General features: G+C 55.7%; 16 protein-coding genes. 7 read left to right on the forward strand and 9 right to left on the reverse strand.

The genetic code is table 11. The features are described from left to right. Nucleotides 1-191: 191 nt before the first annotated feature. Both FQ179_RS14985 and FQ179_RS14990 read left to right on the forward strand, forming a co-directional pair. A complete protein-coding gene (locus FQ179_RS14985) occupies nucleotides 192-2,963 on the forward strand; it encodes an ATP-binding protein (protein WP_149398107.1) in 2,772 nt (923 codons plus the stop codon). A 125-nt stretch (nucleotides 2,964-3,088) separates the two neighbouring features. Continuing rightward, complete coding sequence (locus FQ179_RS14990) at nucleotides 3,089-4,300, forward strand: ABC transporter substrate-binding protein (protein ID WP_149398108.1); 1,212 nt, start codon at nucleotides 3,089-3,091, stop codon at nucleotides 4,298-4,300. 79 nt (nucleotides 4,301-4,379) lie between these two features. On the opposite strand, the gene FQ179_RS14995 is transcribed toward FQ179_RS14990, so the two are convergent. The 3 genes from FQ179_RS14995 to FQ179_RS15005 all read right to left on the reverse strand — a co-directional run bounded on the left by FQ179_RS14995 (nucleotide 4,380) and on the right by FQ179_RS15005 (nucleotide 7,011). Then, nucleotides 4,380-4,964, reverse strand: a complete 585-nt coding sequence (locus FQ179_RS14995) for a cysteine dioxygenase (RefSeq protein WP_149398361.1) — start codon at nucleotides 4,962-4,964, stop codon at nucleotides 4,380-4,382. Between the two features lie 157 nt (nucleotides 4,965-5,121). Beyond that, a complete protein-coding gene (locus FQ179_RS15000; RefSeq protein ID WP_149398109.1) occupies nucleotides 5,122-5,841 on the reverse strand; it encodes an enoyl-CoA hydratase/isomerase family protein in 720 nt (239 codons plus the stop codon). A 6-nt stretch (nucleotides 5,842-5,847) separates the two neighbouring features. Next, nucleotides 5,848-7,011, reverse strand: a complete 1,164-nt coding sequence (locus FQ179_RS15005) for a CaiB/BaiF CoA-transferase family protein (RefSeq protein WP_149398110.1) — start codon at nucleotides 7,009-7,011, stop codon at nucleotides 5,848-5,850. Nucleotides 7,012-7,430: 419 nt separating this feature from the next. Here FQ179_RS15005 and FQ179_RS15010 point away from each other — a divergent pair, with 419 nt between their 5' ends. Then, complete coding sequence (locus tag FQ179_RS15010; protein WP_149398111.1) at nucleotides 7,431-8,207, forward strand: molecular chaperone; 777 nt, start codon at nucleotides 7,431-7,433, stop codon at nucleotides 8,205-8,207. A gap of 91 nt (nucleotides 8,208-8,298) precedes the next feature. On the opposite strand, the gene FQ179_RS15015 is transcribed toward FQ179_RS15010, so the two are convergent. Both FQ179_RS15015 and glcC read right to left on the reverse strand, forming a co-directional pair. Beyond that, on the reverse strand, nucleotides 8,299-8,598 hold the full coding sequence (locus FQ179_RS15015) for a hypothetical protein (RefSeq protein WP_149398112.1): 300 nt from the start codon (nucleotides 8,596-8,598) through the stop codon (nucleotides 8,299-8,301). 476 nt (nucleotides 8,599-9,074) lie between these two features. Next, a complete protein-coding gene (gene glcC, locus FQ179_RS15020; protein ID WP_149398113.1) occupies nucleotides 9,075-9,833 on the reverse strand; it encodes a transcriptional regulator GlcC in 759 nt (252 codons plus the stop codon). A gap of 344 nt (nucleotides 9,834-10,177) precedes the next feature. Here glcC and glcD point away from each other — a divergent pair, with 344 nt between their 5' ends. The 4 genes from glcD to FQ179_RS15040 all read left to right on the forward strand — a co-directional run bounded on the left by glcD (nucleotide 10,178) and on the right by FQ179_RS15040 (nucleotide 15,227). Beyond that, entirely contained in the window at nucleotides 10,178-11,677 is a 1,500-nt protein-coding gene (glcD, locus tag FQ179_RS15025; RefSeq protein WP_149398114.1) for a glycolate oxidase subunit GlcD, read from the forward strand. Between the two features lie 2 nt (nucleotides 11,678-11,679). Further along, a complete protein-coding gene (glcE, locus tag FQ179_RS15030; protein ID WP_149398115.1) occupies nucleotides 11,680-12,750 on the forward strand; it encodes a glycolate oxidase subunit GlcE in 1,071 nt (356 codons plus the stop codon). 9 nt (nucleotides 12,751-12,759) lie between these two features. Next, on the forward strand, nucleotides 12,760-13,989 hold the full coding sequence (gene glcF / locus FQ179_RS15035) for a glycolate oxidase subunit GlcF (protein ID WP_149398116.1): 1,230 nt from the start codon (nucleotides 12,760-12,762) through the stop codon (nucleotides 13,987-13,989). An 89-nt stretch (nucleotides 13,990-14,078) separates the two neighbouring features. Continuing rightward, a complete protein-coding gene (locus FQ179_RS15040) occupies nucleotides 14,079-15,227 on the forward strand; it encodes an ABC transporter substrate-binding protein (protein WP_149398117.1) in 1,149 nt (382 codons plus the stop codon). A 130-nt stretch (nucleotides 15,228-15,357) separates the two neighbouring features. Here FQ179_RS15040 and fghA read toward each other — a convergent pair whose 3' ends face one another. The 4 genes from fghA to FQ179_RS15060 form a co-directional block, all read right to left on the reverse strand. Continuing rightward, the gene (gene fghA, locus FQ179_RS15045) at nucleotides 15,358-16,224 is read right to left on the reverse strand and encodes an S-formylglutathione hydrolase (RefSeq protein WP_149398118.1); all 867 of its coding nucleotides are present in this window, start codon (nucleotides 16,222-16,224) and stop codon (nucleotides 15,358-15,360) included. 141 nt (nucleotides 16,225-16,365) lie between these two features. Then, on the reverse strand, nucleotides 16,366-17,472 hold the full coding sequence (locus FQ179_RS15050) for an S-(hydroxymethyl)glutathione dehydrogenase/class III alcohol dehydrogenase (protein ID WP_149398119.1): 1,107 nt from the start codon (nucleotides 17,470-17,472) through the stop codon (nucleotides 16,366-16,368). Nucleotides 17,473-17,546: 74 nt separating this feature from the next. After that, a complete protein-coding gene (gene clsB / locus FQ179_RS15055; protein WP_149398120.1) occupies nucleotides 17,547-18,776 on the reverse strand; it encodes a cardiolipin synthase ClsB in 1,230 nt (409 codons plus the stop codon). Between the two features lie 60 nt (nucleotides 18,777-18,836). Beyond that, the gene (locus FQ179_RS15060) at nucleotides 18,837-19,700 is read right to left on the reverse strand and encodes an alpha/beta hydrolase (protein ID WP_149398121.1); all 864 of its coding nucleotides are present in this window, start codon (nucleotides 19,698-19,700) and stop codon (nucleotides 18,837-18,839) included. Nucleotides 19,701-19,823: the final 123 nt, after the last annotated feature.

Raw genomic sequence — 19,823 nt, forward strand, 5'->3', positions numbered from 1 at the left:
AGGGCAAGTGGTTGTTTTGTGCAGCTTTCTCAGAAAAAGCAGGACCAAGAGACCTGCTTTGCCTGCGGAACAATCGCATACAGGCTATATTGCAGAGTCTTAAATGAGCAGATAAATCATCACCCGATACGTTGGTGTATTTTTGTATGCCAGGCAAATTTGGACAATACAGTAGATAAAGCGGTTATTGCGTGGCTCAAATCAAATATTGGTTGTTCGCAGGTTTCCTGCTCGCATTGGTGCTTATTGGAGCATTCAACCCCGCTCGCGCCCAGGCCATAGACCTTGCTCCTTTTGATGCTGGCCAGCCGCTTATCGGTGGCATGCAAATACTTAAAGAGCAGCCGGGCAGGGCCTTGAGCGTTGCCGATCTGGCAAACGCTCACGGTTGGCAGCCGGCCTCACCCGGCAATGTATCGTCCGTGCTGCGCGCTTCCACGACCTGGCTCACAGAGACAGTCAGCAACAATAGCCCCGAGCCAATTACGCGATGGATTAGCGTGGGGTACTGGCGGCTTGCCGATGTGCAAATGTTTTTGCTTGACCCTTTAACGGGCCAGGTACAGTCACACATGCATGCCGGGCTGAAGCAACCAGGCTCAGCACGCCCCTTGACTTTGCCGACAATGGAATCGGTGTTTCCCATTGAGCTTGAGCCAGGCCAGCAAGTTCAGATGGTGCTGCGTGTTCAAAGCGGCGGTTGGCGCACCATCGCGGTTGAATCATGGTCGCCATCCAGTTATCTGAGCGCCCTGCAGCAAACACGCATGCTGCACAGCGTAATAGCCGGCATAGCACTAGCATCAATTTTTTTATTACTGCTCTCCCGACAACGGCTATATGTACTGTTGGCTACGTGGCTGGCGATTGCAATAGCCTCCGTTACGCTCAACCTTGGGTACGGGATACCGGTGCTGTCGGCCTGGCTGCCCGGCAAGTCGCTGTCGGCACTGGTTGCGACACTGGCGTTCTGGAATAGTTTATTTCTGGTTCTGATATCCGCTGTCATCCTGGGCTTAGATAAAAGAGATTTCTGGCGTCGCGTACTGGCTGGCATCCTCGTCATCTCAGTGACATGCTCGGCACTGTTCTTTTTTATAGACACACTTTGGGTCAGGCGCATTCTGACCATTGCGCTGTTGGCATTATTGGCCGTATTGCCTATCATGCTGTGGTCGGCGCGTCACCGCATACCTCACTCCAGCAGCCGTCTCATGGTAGTGCTGCTGGGCCTGGCATGGGCATCACAGGCCATTCGCGTCGTGGCATTTGCTACAAACTGGCTTGTAGATTACGAAAAGCCCATTTATCTGGCCAATGTTTACAGCCAGGTGGCAATATTGCTGCTCATCATTGGTCATGTGGCACAGCGTCAGCGAGAGCGCGAGCGACAGATGGAGCACCGGGCAAAATCTCTGGAGCGCGATCAGCGCGTGCAGCTTGAAACGCTGGTCAGGCAACGCACAACCGAGCTTGAGCACAGCATGCTGGCCGCCCAAGAAGCCACTAAAGCCAAGACCGAATTTTTAAGGCATGTTGGCCACGACTTACGCTCACCGATGGCAACCATTATGGGCTACACAGAGATGCTGCAGGCCAGAATCGTGACAGGGAGCGAAGCGAGCAGACTGGCTGTAATTCATCGCACGACTGATCACATGCTTAACGTAATTGATGATCTTATCGACTATACCCATGATGCCGGCAAAGACCGTATTGATCCACAGCCTGTTTACACAGGCTGGCTCATTGACTTGATTGCACAGCAGGCCAGAGCCTTGGCAGAGACCAATGCCAACCAGTTTGTGCTGAAGGTAGAAAATGCCTTGCCTGCAGTCATTATTGTGGACGGCAAACGATTACGGCGCATACTTTTAAGCTTGCTCGACAATTCTGCCAAATTTACCCACGATGGCCAAATTGTGCTCCACATACGATGCCAGCTTGGCGCCAATCCCGATCAGGTCAGTATGCATTTCATGGTCGGTGATACGGGTTGCGGCATAGATTCAGATGAGCAAGCCAAACTCTTCCTACCGTTCTTCAGAGGCCGCAGTAGCCAAGGCTCGCCAGGCCTGGGTCTGGGCTTGCGCTTAGCATCGACGTGGGTACAGCACATGGGTGGCACGCTCCATGTAAATAGCCAACCAAACCACGGCACCGAAGTCACCATCGAGCTGTCTTTCCCTATTGGGCAAGAGCGTGACGTCCAGCCGTCCGAGACCTTGGGTTTGCCTCCGGTCGACATCAAGGGTAACGGACGCAGACTGTGGCTGGTCGAAGATATACCCGAGGTGCGTGAGTTTCTGGCCGATTGGTTAAATCGCCACGGCTTTGTCGTGCTCCAGTCACCCGATGGGGCGGCATTTATTAAGACAATGCAGACAACAGCCGAGGCGCCCCCCAGCGCGGTGCTGACAGACTATTCCATGCCCGGTGCAGGCGGCGACGCCGTACTGGCCGCCGTGCGCCTGCACTGGCCTGATGTGCCGGTACTGTTGCTCTCGGCACACATCACAGCGCGATCGTCATCCGATCAGGCGCTGACACCGGGTTTCGACGCGTTCCTGCCCAAGCCCATTGACTTCAGCATACTGGCCGGCGAACTCTCCAGACTACTAGACCCCGACAACACGTTGCTCAAGCCATCTTCAAAAGACGTGCTACTCACGGATGAAAGCACCAACCATGAAAGCACACCGTCACACGTAACCCCGCAATCACCTCACAGTCAACACACGCGTGCCACAGCGGGCGCGCAGCACGATGCAGCACCGCCCCAAGCCCGGCTGGCCGAGCTGTCCCGCCTTGTCGAAGAAGGGGCCCTGACCGACATTGAGGATTGGGCACAAACACTGCGTACTGACTTACCTGAGCACGCACAGTTTGCTTTGGAGGTGGAGCGTCTGGTCGAAGACCTGGACCTGCACGCACTGAATAAGCTTATTGCGCAAAGCCAATAAGGACGCGGGTTTAGTGGGGATAACCCGAGGTACACTGCCTTATCGTCGATGATACGATCAAACTTGAGCCCGGCCATTTCGGGCTCTCTGCATTTATCCCACAACTAAAATTTCTGGAGACATGTATGTCCCGTCTTGGCACCTTGCTATTGGGTTGCTCGTTGGCCTTGTCCGCGTTTTCTGTACACGCCAATACCCCCTTGAAACCACGTATTGGCATTCTCACTGACATGTCGGGCACGTACTCTGATATTTCCGGAAAAGGCTCGGCCGTCGCCGCACAAATGGCTGTCGAGGATTTCGCCGCCCAATACCCCGACGTGCAGGCAGACGTCGTATCGGGCGACCACCAGAACAAAACCGACGTAGGCATGAGCTTGGCGCGTGACTGGATCGACAACCAGGGCGTCGACGTTATTGCAGAGCTGACGACTTCTTCGGTTGCACTTGCAGCACAACGCCTCACTACAGACAAAGACAAGCTGCTACTGATTACCGGCGCAGGGTCATCAGACCTTACGGGAAAAAGCTGCACGCCCAACACCATCGCCTGGGTCTATGACACGTTCGCCACCGCAAACGGCACAGGCCGCGCCGTCGTCAAGCAAGGCGGAAAAACATGGTTCATGCTAACGGTCGACTATGCCTTTGGCGAAGCGCTGGAGCGTGATGCGGTTGACGCCGTAACGTCTGCTGGCGGCACCATTGTGGGGTCGGCGCGGCACCCGCTCAGCACCTCTGATTTGTCTTCTCAAATTTTCTCGGCCATCGCTTCAAAAGCCCAGATTATCGGCCTGGCTCATGCGGGCGGCGACCTGATCACGGCCATCAAGCAAGCCAAAGAATTTGGCGTGGCCAAAGCAGGGCAAAACCTTGCCGCACTGCTTATCTATATCTCAGACGTGCACGCCATCGGGCTGGACGCAGCGCAAGGCCTATATCTGACCACCGGGTTTTACTGGGACCAGAATGATGAGTCACGCGAGTGGTCCAAGCGATTTTTCGAACGCACTCAGCGCATGCCAACCATGGCGCAGGCGGGTGTGTACTCAGGCGTTATGCATTACCTGAAGGCGGTACAAGAAACCGGCACCAAAGATACAGCGACAGTGCGCAAGAAAATGGGCGACACGCGCATACACGACATGTTCACCAAAGATGGCTACATCCGTGCAGACGGTCGCATGATGCATGATCTGTATCTGGCACAGGTAAAAACGCCGGAAGAGTCCAAATACCCATGGGATTACTACAACATCGTGGGAACGATTCCTGCCGAAGATGCTTTCCGCTCAGTAGAGAAAAGCGAGTGCGGCTTGCTGGCCAAGGCGAAGTAAGGCCTGGACGACCCTAACAGGGGTGGGGCTGCAATAGAGCAGCGCCCACCCATTTCGCAGACTGCTTCGGGGTGATCGGTCAGACTTGGCTGGCCCACAAATTGGGCACCATGGCGTTTGAGTAGCCGGACACAAACGCTTTCTGCGCCCCCGTGTCCGCGTCGTACACACTGCGTTGTATACGGCCGATATTGCCGCCATACAAATGGATGCTGATCGACACCTGGTCATCATAAGCATTGCTGACCCGATGAATATCGCCTATTGAAGGCGACACACAGGCGACCTCACCCGGCTGCAATATGTGCTGTGCACCGTCAGGCTCAATGCCTTGCCCAGTCAGGCGAAAAGGCTCATTGACCTCAGCGCCACGCAACATACCAATAACGCCCCAGACCGTATGGTCATGTATTGGCGTTGTTTGCCCCGGCCCCCATACAAAGCTGACCAGCGAAAACCGATCTTGCGGATCTCCGTACAACAGTTGCTGCTGGTAGTACTGGGGGTGTGGAAGCGCCATATCTGCCGGCAGCCAATCGTCTTTAGCAACCAGTGCGGCAATTAGCGGCACGGCCTGTTCGAGTAGCTGAGGTTCATTCAGGTTGCCTTGCTCGACCAGCGCACTCAAGGCTTCAACGGTATCGAGCAGTTTCGTGTTTTCCATATTGCCTCCTGGCATGTCGGTGTCTGTGTCAGTGTCTGTGTCAGTCGGGTTGGCCGTGGCTGTGCTCTGCTGGCGGCAGTTCCAGTTGCGGTTGCGGTTGCGGTTGCGGTTGCCTCCATGATGAGCGGTCGCGCCCTCAGCCATGTCGCCTGCAAACTTAGCCGCCCAAATATTGACGTATGCGAGCTTTGAAACCAGGTTGTGATGCCGAACGCACCAGAGCAGCCATATCAGCATCATCGTTATTGATATCAAGAGCCCGGTAAAGGCTTGCGCGAGTCGTAGCGTCGAGTTCAACGGCCTGCTGCGCCGCCTGCGCGATCAAAGCCGGCCAGTCGCTTTCAACCGCAGCGCGCTCAACAAAACCATAACGCATGGCTTCATCGGCACCAAAACTGCGCGCCGACCCCAGTATGTACAAGGCATTGCCCGGCCCCACACTATTGCGAAAACGGCGCGTACCCAGCACAAGACCAAATTTAAGCCCTGGCATGCGAAAGCTGGCGTCAGGTGTGCAATAGCGCAGTTTGCAGGCAGCAAACAAGTCTACCCCTGCACCAAAGTTGCGCCCGTGTGCCAGGCCCACCGTCAGCGCATTGCTGCCCGCCACCTTCTGCAGCAGGGTTTCGATGCGCACCATGCGCAATACCAGATCGCCTTCGCTCTGCGTTTCATAGTCGGTAAAGTCAAACCCGGCACTCAGGTTTTTACCTTCTCCACGAAACACCAGCAGTGGTATGTCAGCCTTATGCGCTTTATCGACCTGTTCAATCAAGGCCTCGACCAGTGCCGCCGACAGTGCATTGCGCTTTTCGGGTCGCGAAAGCGTAAACGTCCAGCAATTGTTTTGCTTGTCGGTTTTGAGACACTCACCCATTATTTGTCACTCCACCACGTCAGCACGCGTCAGCGCGCCGAGAATCTCTTCGTTATGCTCGCCCAAACTGGGTGGGGGCCGCATAACGCCAGCAGTGCGTTCGTTAAACCTGATGGGCGAAACAAATGTTTTAGTCTGGCCACCACCCGGCAGTTCCAATGGCTGAACCCACTGCATATGCTCGACCTGTACATCGGCCAGTACGTCAGAATACGTGTTGACCGGAGCGCAGGGCACACCCGCTTGACGAAACCGCTCCAGCCAGACTTCGGCAACATCAGCGATGAAAATATCTTCAAGCATGTCACGCAGCGCTTCCTGATGCGTCGCCCGGTTTATCGTGGTATTAAACCGCCCGTCTTGCATGAGATCTTCGCGCCCCACAACAGAACACACGGCCTTCCATAATGCGTCATTACCCGCCGCCATACCAAAGTAGCCGCTCTTGCAGCGAAATACCTGATAAGGCGCATTGCGCGGGTGGGCCGAACCTAGCTTGACGGGATCTTGGCCGGTGCCAAAGTATTGAGACGTTTGCAGGGCAGCAATACCCAACGTGGCACCCAGCATGGAAACATCAATATGTGCGCCCTCACCGCTGGCCTCAGCCTGGCGCAGCGCCGCAGTAACGGAGAATGCGCCATACAGGCCGGCCGTAAAATCGCACACTGGCACGCCGCACTTTACCGGAGCGCCACCGGTTTCCCCTGTAACACTCATAAGGCCGCTCATGGCCTGCAGGGTAAGATCAAAACCACCTTCCTGGCTGCGTGGCCCGCTTTGTCCATAGGCGGAAATTGAGCAATACACCAGCTTCGGGTTTTTTTCTCTCATGGCCTCATAGCCCATGCCGAGCCGGTCCATGACACCAGGGCGATTGTTCTCGATCAGCACATCAGCCTGTGCAACCAACGCGATGGCCTGTTGGCGCTCTTCCTCAATTTTAAGATTGAGGGTTACCGACCGCTTGTTGCGGTTGAGAGACGCGAAATTTTCGCTATACCCATTGGTAATAGGCGACCAGCTGCGCAAGGTATCGCCGGTGCCTGGTTGTTCTATTTTGATAACATCGGCACCCATATCGGCAAGCAACATGCCACAGAAGGGGCCTGCGGCCACATTACAAATTTCAATAACGCGTACGCCTTTCAGCGTGGATTCCTGATTCATGTATCCCCCTGGATTCGGTTGCGCGGCCAGGCCAAGACTACCACCGCGATAACCCATTTGTTCTGAAAGCTGACGACTGCTCCGGGCAACCATACCACCACTATACGGAACCCTGTATGTAGATTACATGAACCTGTCAAACAAGGCATGATGGCATCTTGCGTAACGATTCACGACATACGCCAGCGTATGTAATTTTGGACTTTTTAGTAACGAAAGCGAAGAAGCCAGCCGCAACAAGGCCAGGCATATTTATAATTTGACGGCCGCTCAAACGCTCACATACTCGTTCACATGCATCAAAAACGTTGTAGTCCGTCATTCAATTGGCCTGCACCGATTACCCCTCTGCACCACAAATAGCCCTTACTGTCGGCAACTGCGCGTCGCCGGTAACAACCATCCACCTTTCATCTTCAATGCTCAAGTCGACCAGTACACATGTTCGCCCTGCCGGCAGGGCTCTGGCTTTTTTGCTTGGCATAGGCACTGTGCCGGCAAGTGCCGTCACGCTGCAGATTTCACCGGTCACTGTAGAGCTGGCCCAGGGGCAGAACGGGACCATTTTTACCTTATCCAACCCCGGCCAAACCCCTATCCATGGACAACTACGCGTGTTCAATTGGGACCAGGTAAACGGTGAAGACGTTTTATCGCCTGCAGAACACATAATCGTCAGCCCCCCCATGACACAAATCGCCGCCGGCCAATCTCAGCTTGTGCGGTTGGTCCGGACGGGCCAGGATAAACGCCATAAAGAAGCCAGTTACCGGGTGCTAATTGACGAAATCATTGATCTGCATACCCAGCCCCCTAACGGTGTTATGGTTCGCATGCGTTATTCAGTGCCTATCTTCCTTGACAATGGGCTCACCCCAGATGATCGCTCAAACCTGAACTGGACACTGCTTTGCAGGCCAAAACATTGGCAGCTACGCATTGAAAACAAAGGTAATCGACGAGCCCGCATCAGCAACGTGGCGCTTGAAGATGGCAAAGGGCGCAAGTATGTAATTCAGAAGGGGCTACTTGGGTATGCGCTATCTGGACGTTATCGCACGTGGGATCTCGACATCCCCGTGAACACAGTGTTTGGCGCTCAGGCTATTGTCAAAACCACCATCAATGCCAAAGAAAGTATCAATAAAGCCTACGTGCAATGCCCGGCCGCGCCGGCACCAAGAAAGGCCCGGTAAATACCAAGCGCCAACGCCAGCCGTGCAGCAGGTTGATCAAACAGGCGGCAGCCCACTCATGCAATGAGCAAGTGCTGGCCAAGATAGCGTACTAAAACTCTATCGTCCACACGGGTGTTTTTAGGCGCGTATCGTCCACAGTCACCCTCATGGGCGGGGGTGTAGAAGGGGAATTGGGCGGCACAATGCGATAGCTACGTTTGTGCGTACAACTTACACCGGGTGCAGCATGGCGCGCCGGCGTAACTGAACGCCCGCTGCTCACCTCGCACATATGTTTGACAACGATACCTACTTCAAACCTGGCGACATTGCCCGCTTGGGCCGCCGTAGCAGCTGCAATGGCCATCATGGCCAGTGCACCGCAAATGACCTGACTGGGCTTCTTCATGAGCATCTCCATGCACAACCGAGGTCAATGTGACGTGAACCATAGCTTCTGATTCGTATCGATTCTATTACCGAAAAACTGTAACCCGGGAATTAACCGGATGTGACCTGGGGTTAATACCATAGTTGCAACAGAATGACGTTGTGGAGATGCCAACCCCATGCTTCGTGCCTCGATCATTTGTATCTTAATGACGAGACCCATTTCAAATTAAGGCAATGCTGGCCGCCTAAACCGACGTGCTCGCAGCAATGGCCAATGCGGCCAGCAACCCATTATCGGCCCGTTGTGGCTTCATCATGAAATATTGTCATGCACAACATGATCGACATGCGCTAAGTTGTCGTCTCTCAAAGAGCAAAGACACAACTTATTGCCAAAAAATTTACATTCTATTCACAATCATCTAAATTGAAAACAAATGTTAACAGCAGCTAGGGTTAACCATAGCAAATCAGCTCACCAAACTACGAATATCAACCGCCGTCTCCTGCCTCAAGCCGCAGGGTGGCGCGTATCTCGCGCTGTTCTTCCTGCTCAATATCCTGAAGATTGTGCCGTATGCTGCGCACATGGTGTTGGGCAGCCTTGCGCGCCTGCTCGGGAAGCTTACCGGTTACGGCGTTGAACAGCCTGGCATGCTGCCTGTCTATTTGCTGCTTAAGTGGCTTGCGATGATAAAGGTGATCTACCGACGTCATAACCGAACTGAGCATCACATCATTGAGCGCACTCAAGGTATGCACCAGCATGGGGTTGTGCGAGGCCTCGCATATGCTCAGATGAAATGCATGATCAAGCCTGGCATGCTCGGCCCTGCTGGTTTCCGTGTCATGCGCCGCGCGCAGCTCCTGGTAGCGCCGGCCAATCAGCACAAAATCGGCAGGTGTGCCACGCTCGGCGGCCAGGCGTGCGGCTTCGCTCTCCAGCAGTTCGCGAACCTCAAGCAAGTCATACAGCGTACGGGGCTGCGATCCCAATAAATGCATCATGGGCGTCTGCATAGTGTGTGACATAAGGTTGGCCACAAAAGACCCTTTACCTTGCGACGTTTCGATCAGCCCCCGCGCGCGCAGCAACTTCAAGCCTTCACGTAATGCTGCCCTGGACACGCCCAGTTTTTCAGTAAGACGCCGCTCCGACGGCAGCGCCTGCCCAGGTTTGAAAACACTATCTGTAATCAGGCCCTCTATGCGTTCTGCCACTACATCGGCCACCTGACGATGGATTTGCATGTGCTCTCCTTGAGCTTACTGGTCAGACCAGTTTGTGCGGCCATACCCACATAGCGCTAATTTTCTGCTCTTAATGCTTGATTGCTGTAAATTATAAGGTGTAAGGTTTTTCTTCCCAACTTAAAAACTGGTCAGACCAGTATAAAGTATGCTGGACAATTACCTCATAATCGGCGAGCATCAGGCCTCAGATCGGGTTATGCCGCTTTTCGTTCATGCTACGGCGCGCCCGCCTATACGTCGGGCATTTGCTTTCCTGGCCTATCGCCAACGGTGCCAGTCTTGCCCTTCCCTGCCAGGGGTTAGCTGGCGGGCAATCTGATCCCCCTATACAGAGGACAACAATGAGCATTCTTTACGACGAGCGCGTCGACGGCATATTGCCTCAGGTCAATAAAGACGAAGTGCTTGCCGCAATACGTGAACGCATTCCAGCCATGCAGGTATTGCATCAAGAAGAAGCCTTGCGGCCTTTCGAGTGTGATGGCCTGGCTGCCTATCGCACCATGCCAATGTTGGTGGTTTTGCCTGATACGGTCGAGCAGGTGCAAGACTTGCTCAAGCTTGCCAGCCAAATGAACGTGCCCGTGGTGGCGCGCGGGGCGGGTACGGGTCTTTCGGGTGGTGCACTGCCACTCGAAAAAGGCATTTTGCTGGTCATGGCAAAATTCAATCGTATTGTGCATGTCGACCCGGACGCAGGCATTGCGCGGGTGCAGCCCGGCGTGCGCAACCTGGCCATATCACAAGCCGTAGCACAGCATGGGCTTTACTATGCGCCCGACCCGTCCTCGCAGATCGCCTGTTCCATCGGCGGTAATGTGGCCGAAAACGCGGGGGGTGTGCATTGCCTCAAGTATGGGCTTACCTTGCACAACATCCTGAAGGTCGAGGTGCTAACCATAGACGGCGAGCATCTAACACTGGGTTCTGAAGCGCTCGATAGCCCCGGCTTTGACCTGGTCGCGCTGTTTACCGGGTCGGAAGGCATGCTGGGCATTGTTACCGAAGTAACCGTCAAACTGCTGACCACGCCCCAAACTACCAAAGTCGTCATGGCGTGCTTTGATGACGTAGAAAAGGCGGGTGCTGCAGTAGCGCAAATTATCGGCGCAGGCATTATCCCCGCCGGGCTTGAGATGATGGACAACCTCACGATCCGCGCCGCCGAAGACTTTATCCGCGCCGGCTATCCCATTGACGCCGAGGCCATACTGCTTTGTGAACTCGACGGCGTCGCATCGGATGTGGCGGAAGAGATCGAACAAGTAAACGCCATCATGCGCGACGCGGGCGCCACCGATGTCAGCGTGGCCAAAGACGAAGCCGAAAGACAGCGCTTCTGGGCCGGACGCAAGAATGCGTTTCCGGCTGTGGGTCGTATTTCTCCCGACTACTACTGCATGGACGGCACCATACCGCGCCGCCAGCTTCCCCATGTATTGCGAACCATCGCGAAGCTGTCCGAAGAGTTTGGGCTACGGGTCGCCAATGTATTCCATGCGGGCGATGGCAATATGCACCCGCTTATCCTGTTCGATGCCAATGCCCCCGGCGAGATGAAACGCGCTGAAGACCTGGGTGCCCGCATACTTGAGCTATGCGTCCAGGTGGGCGGAACCATCACCGGCGAACACGGCGTTGGTCGCGAGAAAATCAACCAAATGTGCGCGCAATTTAACAGCGATGAGCTTACCTGCTTTCATGCCGTCAAGGCCGCCTTCGATCCGCGAGGCCTGTTAAACCCCGGTAAGAATATACCCACGCTGAACCGTTGTGCCGAATTCGGCTCCATGCACATCAGCGGTGGCAAGCTGCCATTTCCTGAACTGGAGCGCTTTTAATCATGAGCCCTACACTACCCCTCGACGACAGCGCCCGTCTGCTTGATGAGGTTCAGGCGGCGCTTGCCAGCCAGACTCCACTAAAAATTCGCGGCGGCGACAGCAAGGCCTTTCTTGGGCGCACCGCCAAACCGCAGGCCAACGAAATTGACACGCGCAGCCACTGCGGTGTCGTCGAGTATGACCCCACTGAACTCGTCATTACGGTCAGAGCCGGAACAACCGTCTCTGCACTCAATCAGATACTCACAGAGCAAGGGCAAGTACTGGCCTGTGAGCCGCCTGTGTTTGACGGAAAGGCCACTGTGGGTGGCATGGTTGCCAGCGGTCTGGCTGGCCCCCGCAGGCCGTGGGCAGGCTCCGTACGCGACTTTGTACTGGGTTGCCGCATTATTACCGGCCATGGCAAGCATCTTGCATTTGGCGGGCAGGTCATGAAAAACGTGGCCGGCTACGATGTATCGCGCCTTATGGCAGGCAGCCATGGCTGCCTGGGCCTGCTTACCGAGCTTTCGCTCAAAGTACTGCCACGCCCACGTGCTGCACAAAGTCTGACCCTAGCAGTCGATGCATACAGCGCACTCAACTCGCTGACGAAGTGGCGCCGTGCTGCGCTACCCGTCACGGGTGCATGCCACGCTGACGGCGTGCTGCACCTGCGCCTTGAAGGCGGCGAAGGCTCCGTAAAGGCAGCCGTTCAAACAATAGGCGGTGACACGCTGGACGCGGGCTTCTGGGATCTTTTGCGCGAACAGCAGCTACCTTTTTTCGAAGACACTCGGCCCTTATGGCGTTTGTCCCTGCCCACTAACACACCGGTGCAAAATCTGCCCGGCAAGGCGCTGCTCGACTGGGGTGGCGCACAGCGCTGGCTCAAGAGTGATGCACCGGCAGAAGAGTTACGCGCACTGGCCCAAAGCCTGGGCGGGCACGCCACCTGTTTTACGCCCCCTAGCGATGTAGAGCCTTTTCAGCCGCTCTCAGCACCCATGCTGCGCTATCAGCAACAACTGAAGCACGCGCTTGACCCACACGGTATCTTCAACCCCGGCCGCATGTACGCAAGCTTATAAAGAGACATCATGCAAACCAATCTCAGTGAACACGCCAAGACCCTGGCACGCGCAGAAGAAGCCGAAAGCATTTTGCGCACCTGTGTGCATTGCGGCTTCTGCAATGCCACCTGCCCCACCTACCAGCTGCTGGGCGATGAGCTGGACGGCCCGCGTGGCCGCATCTACCAGATCAAGAATCTGCTGGAAGGCGGCGAAGCGACCACCGGCATGCAATTACATCTGGATCGCTGCCTGACCTGCCGTAATTGCGAAACCACCTGCCCCTCTGGCGTTAATTACCACGCCTTACTGGACATTGGCCGCGCCGAAGTTGAGCAGCAACTTGGCAGGCCCTTTAAGCAGCGCATGCTGCGCAACAGCCTGCGCGCTGTAATTCCAGAGCCCACCGTGTTCAGCACGCTGCTCAAGATCGGCCAGGCCGTGCGGCCCGTGTTGCCGGCAGCTCTGCGCGACAAAATACCCCAGAAAAGCCTTGCCGCCCAGCCCCGGCCTGATGTCCGGCACGTACGCAAAGTATTAATGCTGGAGGGCTGTGTTCAGCCTTCACTGGCTCCCAACACCAATGCCACAGCGGCCCGGGTGCTGGACCGCCTGGGCATCAGCGTGACGCCCGTGCGTGAAGCCGGCTGCTGCGGAGCGACCGATTATCATCTGGACGCTCAAGAAAAAGGCCTGCAGCGCGCGCGCCGCAATATCGACGCCTGGTGGCCCGCCATTGAAGCAGGCGCTGAAGCCATTGTGCAAACCGCCAGCGGCTGTGGTGCTTTCGTCAAAGAGTACGGGCATTTGCTGCAAAGCGACCCTGCCTACGCACACAAGGCCAAGCGTGTCAGCGAACTGGCCAAAGATCTGGTCGAGGTACTGCGCGACGAGCCGCTCGAGTCCCTTCGCTGTGACCCCGAAAAAGGCAAAAAACTCGCATTCCACTGCCCCTGTACCTTGCAGCATGCCCAGCAACTGAGCGGCGCCGTGGAAGCCACCTTGCGACGTCTGGGTTTTGACCTGACAGCCGTACCCGACGGCCATCTGTGCTGCGGGTCAGCCGGCACCTATTCCATTACCCAGCCCAAGCTGTCAAAACAGCTGCGCGACAATAAAATGGATGCCCTTGAAAGCGGTCGGCCTGACATTATCGCAACGGCCAACATAGGCTGCCAGACACACTTGGATGGCGCTGGCCGTACACCGGTGCGTCACTGGATTGAACTGGTAGATGAAGCACTTTCCATGCAGTAAGCCGATAGCCTGAGACGTGAGGCTACGCATTCGGCCTCACTTAGGTTATCTTTACGGATTCTATCCAAATATTTCTCCCGAGGCTTACCATGCGATTTACGTCATTTGTGGCCGCCACAGCGCTATTTGCGGCGCTGGGCGCTGCGCCCGCTCAGGCACAAGTCAAGATTGGCGTCATTACGTCGGCGACCGGGCCCACCGCCATGGTGGGCATCCCCCAGAAAAACGCGGTTGCCTTGTTGCCCAAGAAAATCGGCGATTACACCGTCGAGTACATTTCCCTTGATGACGGCAGCGACCCAACACAAACGGTGACCAGCTTTAGAAAACTGATCAGCGAGCAGCACATCGATGCCTTTATCGGGCCAACGGGTTCACCCAACGCCATGGGTATTTTGCAATTTGTCGCCGAATCGGGCACACCCATGCTCGCGCCGGTTGGAACGGCTGACGTCGTTTTGCCCATGACCGAACAAAAAAAATGGGTGTTCAAAACCACACAAAACACTGGCATTATCGCCAAAGCTCTCGTCGAGCATATGGTGAAGCATCATGTAAAAACGCTTGGTTTTATTGGCTTTAATGATGCCTACGGTGAAGACTGGCTTAACGTGACATCAAAACTGGCCAAAGAAAACGGCATAGACATCGTCGCTACCGAGCGCTATCAGCGTTCTGACAGCTCGGTCACGGGGCAGGCACTAAAGATAAAATCTGCCAACCCGGATGCCGTGCTGGTTGCCGGTACAGGCACAGCCGCAGTGCTGCCGCAAGCCACCCTGGTCAAACAGGGCTACAAAGGCACGTTTTACCAAACACACGGTGCCGCTCTACCAGCCTTTCTGAAGCTGGGCGGCAAAGACGTTGAAGGCACAATACTGGCAGCCAGCCTTATGCTTGTAATGCCGGAAATCGCCGATTCCAACCCATCGAAAGCCATCGCACAAGACTTCATCCAGCGCTATGAGGCCATTTACAACGAACGGCCAGCTACCTTCGGCGCCAATGTGTATGATGCCGGCTTGCTGCTTGAGCGCGCCATTCCTGAGGCGGCCAAAACCGCCAAGCCAGGCACGCCAGAGTTTCGTTCAGCCTTGCGTGACGCGCTCGAAAGCACTAAAGAGCTCGTGGCAACACAAGGGGTTTACACCATGACACCTGAAGACCATAGCGGTTTTGATGAGCGAGGGCGTGAGCTCATAACCATTAAAGACGGCCAATGGCGTCTGGCTAAGTAGCCTAAAACGACAGCACCACAGTGATAAAGGGCGGGCCGCAATAAAGCGAGCCCGCCCTTTCCGTTTTCAGTCTGGCCGTGCGGTCCGGGCTATGCCCGCACCGAACGGCGCGACAAGACCCGTTTACCCTTCACGCACTGCTGCCCAGACGCTCGGCATGAAAGGCCATGTGGTCTTCCATAAACGTCGAAATAAAGTAATAGCCGTGGTCATAGCCCTCATGGCGGCGCAGAACCAGAGGTTGTTGCGCCTGAGCGCATGCAGCCTCAAACGCCTCAGGCAGTAACTGCTGCTGGGCCAGGAATGAATCATCCATACCCTGGTCAATCAGAATGCCTTGCGGAAACGGGCGTTGTGACTGCTCCATGAGCAAGCTGGCGTCATGGCTGGCCCAGGCCTGGCGGTCTGCGCCCAGATAAGCCGTAAACGCCTTTTCACCCCAAGGGCAACGCGAGGGTGCCGAAATCGGCGCAAACGCTGACACCGACTGGAATTTTTCGCGGTGACGCTGTGCAAGCACCAGCGCACCATGGCCTCCCATAGAGTGGCCAAAGATGCCGGCGCGCGCCACATCGCCGGGAAGCTGCTCCGTCACCAGGCTATACAGTTCGGACGTAATATAGGTTTCCATGCGGTAATGACGGCTCCAGGGCTCTTGCGTAGCATCCACGTAAAACCCGGCTCCAGTACCCAGATCCCAGTTTTCATCTTCCCCTTCTACACCCGCACCGCGCGGGCTGGTATCAGGAGCGACGAGCATCATGCCATGCTGAGCAGCAAACCGTTGCGCGCCGGCCTTGATCATGAAGGTTTCTTCAGTGCAAGTCAGCCCCGCCAGATAAAACAGCACAGGCACCTTGTTTTCTTGGGCCTGCGGCGGCAGAAACACCGAAAACCCCATAGGCAGCCCTATCGTGCTGGAGTGATGGCGATAAAAACGCTGTATGCCATCGAAGCAGCGATGTTCGCTAATGAGTTCAAGACTGGTGTCAGTCATTGGTATACGTCCTCCGTAATGATGCATTCCGGCCAGATAGCTGGAGTTTCTCCGCCACCGTTCCGGGGAGCCTTGGGCTCCAGAAATTACTGCCACACCCGGCCTCTCTCCTAAGGACGAGGCCTAGGCTTAGCCGCGTGGTCAGTACAAAACAACCGAACGTATCGACTCACCGCTCTTCATGAGATCGAAGCCTTCGTTGATACGCTCGAGCGGCAATGTGTGCGTGATCAGGTCGTCGATGTTGATCTTGCCGTCCATGTACCAGTCAACAATTTTTGGCACATCGGTACGGCCACGCGCACCACCAAAGGCCGAACCCGTCCAGACGCGGCCGGTGACCAGCTGGAACGGACGTGTAGAAATTTCAGCGCCTGCTTCGGCTACGCCAATAACGATAGACTTGCCCCAGCCGCGATGACAGCACTCAAGCGCCTGGCGCATAACCTGGGTGTTACCTATGCATTCGAAAGAATAATCAGCACCGCCGTCAGTCAGCTGAATAATATGATCAACCACATTTTCAACCTCATTGGGGTTGACGAAATGGGTCATGCCAAACTTACGTGCCATGGCCTGACGCTCGGGGTTAATGTCAACCCCGATGATTTTGTCAGCACCCACCATGCGTGCACCCTGGATGACGTTCAGGCCAATGCCGCCCAGTCCAAAAACCACCACATTGGCACCCGCCTCAACCTTGGCGGTAAACAGCACTGCTCCCAGGCCGGTAGTGACGCCGCAGCCGATATAACAGACCTTGTCAAAAGGGGCGTCACTGCGGATTTTTGCAAGGGCGATTTCGGGGACGACTATATGGTTGGAAAACGTCGACGTGCCCATGTAATGATGCACAGGCTTGCCGCCCACGGTAAACCGTGACGTGCCGTCTGGCATTACACCCTTTCCTTGCGTTGCGCGTATGGCGGTGCAAAGATTGGTTTTGCGCGAAAGACATGACTTACACTGACGGCACTCTGGCGTATATAGCGGGATGACGTGATCGCCTGCCTTGAGCGACGTTACACCACTGCCCGTCTCGAGTACGACACCGGCACCCTCATGCCCCAAAATGGCCGGGAAGATGCCTTCTGGATCTGCACCCGACAGGGTGTAGTAATCAGTATGGCAAATACCGGTTGCCTTGATCTCAACCAGCACCTCGCCTGCACGGGGGCCTTCGAGCTCGACATCTTCAATGGTCAGTGGCTGGCCAGCCTGCCAGGCGACGGCGGCTTTAGTTTTCATTTACTTCTCCGTGAGTGTTAGGGCAACCCGACTAAAATCCGGGCACGCCGGACTCTGTCGAGTGTAACGAATATTCAGTACTCCTTCGACTGCCCGGTTATGGCGACACCCATGCGCAACATAAAGTACGCCAGCGCATCTGCCCAGCGCCCCAGCAAGCTGCGATGCAAGAGCGTCTCTGACGTAACACGTGCGGAGTGATCGCGTATTTCCTGTTCAAGAACTGCCCTGAGCTGGTCTGCAAAACCCGAATCCTGGATATACACATTGGCCTCGCGCGCCAGCAACAAACTGAATGGATCCAGATTAGATGACCCCACCATGGAACAGCTATCCATGACCGCCACCTTGGCATGCAGATAACTGGCCATGTACTCGTAAATCTCCACGCCGTCATCCAGCAGCTCACAATACATATAGCGACAGGCCCGATATTGCATGGCGTATTCGGCATGCCCCTGCAGCAGCAAGCGCACCCGCACGCCGCGCCTGGCCGCCTCCCGCAATGCCTTGCGCAATCGCCTGCCTGGAAGAAAATAGGCATTGGCAATCAACATATCCGACGTGGTGCCAGCCATGGTTTCCAGGTAAACATTTTCAATGGTCTGCCGGTTGCGAACATTGTCACGCTGCAACAAGGCTGCGCGAACCCCTGCTTCATGGTGGGGCTGGCTGTACTTGCGCCGCGCCTGACGCCATTTACCCCACTGTTTCAGCCGCTGGTAAAACAGCGACCAATTATCGCGACGCCGCCACGCCATGCGCAGCCACAACGCACGCTGTGCGCGGGCCACATCGTCCACAATTGGCCCACGCAGGCTTATTGCAAAATCAAATCGCGGCGCGGGCTCTTTGCCGTTATCTGGAATATCTACAAAATCATCAAGAATATTGATGCCGCCCACAAAGGCAAGCGCTTCATCGATCACCGCAGTCTTTCGATGCAGGCGTCGCAGGCGCCTCAAATTGAAACGCACCGAGCTCACGCCCACCGGCTCTGGCCTGTAGACCCGATACTGCGCCCTCATGTCAACCAGATGGCGCACCACTTCCTGAGCGGTTTCGGCGCTGCCAAACCCGTCGATTACAACCCGCACCTTAATACCGCGCTTGCATGCATTGCGCAGATGCTGCAGCACACGTCGGGCAGTATCATCCATGCTGAAAATATAGGTCTCAAGATGCACGGTCACCTTGGCCGCATCAATCGCCTCGCACAGCGCATCGAAGAAATCAGCCCCATTGTGCAATAGTGTGATCTGGTTGCCCTCAGTCCAGTTCAGGCGCAAGCGGCTACCTGGCATGGCGTCCCGACTGTCTGGATATCAACTCGTTGACCAAGATCATTGATTCAAACATAAGCATTACAGCCCCATTAATTCGAAAATCGAACGGCTCAGCGCCGACTCTGCATCGCGCAGCTGCATAAGAATGTTGAAATGGTTGGTGCCGGCCACTTCAAGACAGCGTACTGGGTACCCGCGCTCCGCCCACGCTTGTGCATACATGGCGCTCTGACGCTTGAACTCGTCTGTTTCATGCTCACCCCAGGCAAGCAGCATGGGGCAACCTGCCGAAGGCAAGTGAAACACCGGGCTTAGGGACCGGGCAGACTGCACATTCATATGTGCCCATGCGTTGATATGTGTGCGCACCAGCGGGCGCAGGTCAAACAAACCACTGATGGGGCTGGCACTTTGTATGACATGCTCAGGCACATCAAGCTGTTCTTTCCAGCCTGGCGCCAGCAGCATGCCCACCAGATGCCCACCCGCCGAACTGCCACTGACATGAATACGCGAGGGGTCACCGCCATATCGTTCAATATTCTTGTACACCCACGCCAGCGCCCTTCTGCACTGATCCACAATGTCAGACAAAGAAACACCCGGCGCAAGCGAATAATTTACGGCCACCACCGTGGCACCGTGCCCGACAAAAGCCGGGGCCATAAAGCTGCTGTCATCCCTGGACAATGCGCGCCAATACCCACCATGAATAAACAGGTACACCGGTGCCAAACCGGCAGCCGGAAAAATATCGAGTGTTTCATCAGGGTGCGGCCCATACGGCACCCCCAGCTCGCCGGCTATCTTGAGACGTGCCTGCGCGCTGTAGTCGGCATATTCTTTCAGGTAAGGCAGACAATCAGGCACAGAAGCCCGTGCATTGTATTGTCGGTCAAGCTCGTCGGACGCATACCCCACGGGGTTGTCGTTGGGATCCATACAGGCCGTCTCCACATATGTTGTATACGCCAGACTACGTTGATATGGCAGCCCGGCCCCACGGCCGCCAAAGGCGCTCGCGCGGAGGTACGTTTGTGCAAATATACTACCAGCCAAACCGCG

The organism is Pusillimonas sp. ANT_WB101 (assembly GCF_008369125.1).
In the GTDB taxonomy this organism is placed as follows: domain Bacteria; phylum Pseudomonadota; class Gammaproteobacteria; order Burkholderiales; family Burkholderiaceae_B; genus Allopusillimonas.

Excerpts from the sequence above, each read along its gene's own strand:
- FQ179_RS14990 (WP_149398108.1), top strand. The coding sequence starts at position 3,089 with ATGTCCCGTCTTGGCACCTTGCTATTGGGTTGCTCGTTGGCCTTGTCC.
- FQ179_RS14995 (WP_149398361.1), bottom strand. The coding sequence starts at position 4,964 with ATGGAAAACACGAAACTGCTCGATACCGTTGAAGCCTTGAGTGCGCTG.
- FQ179_RS15000 (WP_149398109.1), bottom strand. The coding sequence starts at position 5,841 with ATGGGTGAGTGTCTCAAAACCGACAAGCAAAACAATTGCTGGACGTTT.
- FQ179_RS15005 (WP_149398110.1), bottom strand. The coding sequence starts at position 7,011 with ATGAATCAGGAATCCACGCTGAAAGGCGTACGCGTTATTGAAATTTGT.
- FQ179_RS15010 (WP_149398111.1), top strand. The coding sequence starts at position 7,431 with ATGCTCAAGTCGACCAGTACACATGTTCGCCCTGCCGGCAGGGCTCTG.
- FQ179_RS15015 (WP_149398112.1), bottom strand. The coding sequence starts at position 8,598 with ATGAAGAAGCCCAGTCAGGTCATTTGCGGTGCACTGGCCATGATGGCC.
- glcC (WP_149398113.1), bottom strand. The coding sequence starts at position 9,833 with ATGCAAATCCATCGTCAGGTGGCCGATGTAGTGGCAGAACGCATAGAG.
- glcD (WP_149398114.1), top strand. The coding sequence starts at position 10,178 with ATGAGCATTCTTTACGACGAGCGCGTCGACGGCATATTGCCTCAGGTC.
- glcE (WP_149398115.1), top strand. The coding sequence starts at position 11,680 with ATGAGCCCTACACTACCCCTCGACGACAGCGCCCGTCTGCTTGATGAG.
- glcF (WP_149398116.1), top strand. The coding sequence starts at position 12,760 with ATGCAAACCAATCTCAGTGAACACGCCAAGACCCTGGCACGCGCAGAA.
- FQ179_RS15040 (WP_149398117.1), top strand. The coding sequence starts at position 14,079 with ATGCGATTTACGTCATTTGTGGCCGCCACAGCGCTATTTGCGGCGCTG.
- fghA (WP_149398118.1), bottom strand. The coding sequence starts at position 16,224 with ATGACTGACACCAGTCTTGAACTCATTAGCGAACATCGCTGCTTCGAT.
- FQ179_RS15050 (WP_149398119.1), bottom strand. The coding sequence starts at position 17,472 with ATGAAAACTAAAGCCGCCGTCGCCTGGCAGGCTGGCCAGCCACTGACC.
- clsB (WP_149398120.1), bottom strand. The coding sequence starts at position 18,776 with ATGCCAGGTAGCCGCTTGCGCCTGAACTGGACTGAGGGCAACCAGATC.
- FQ179_RS15060 (WP_149398121.1), bottom strand. The coding sequence starts at position 19,700 with ATGGATCCCAACGACAACCCCGTGGGGTATGCGTCCGACGAGCTTGAC.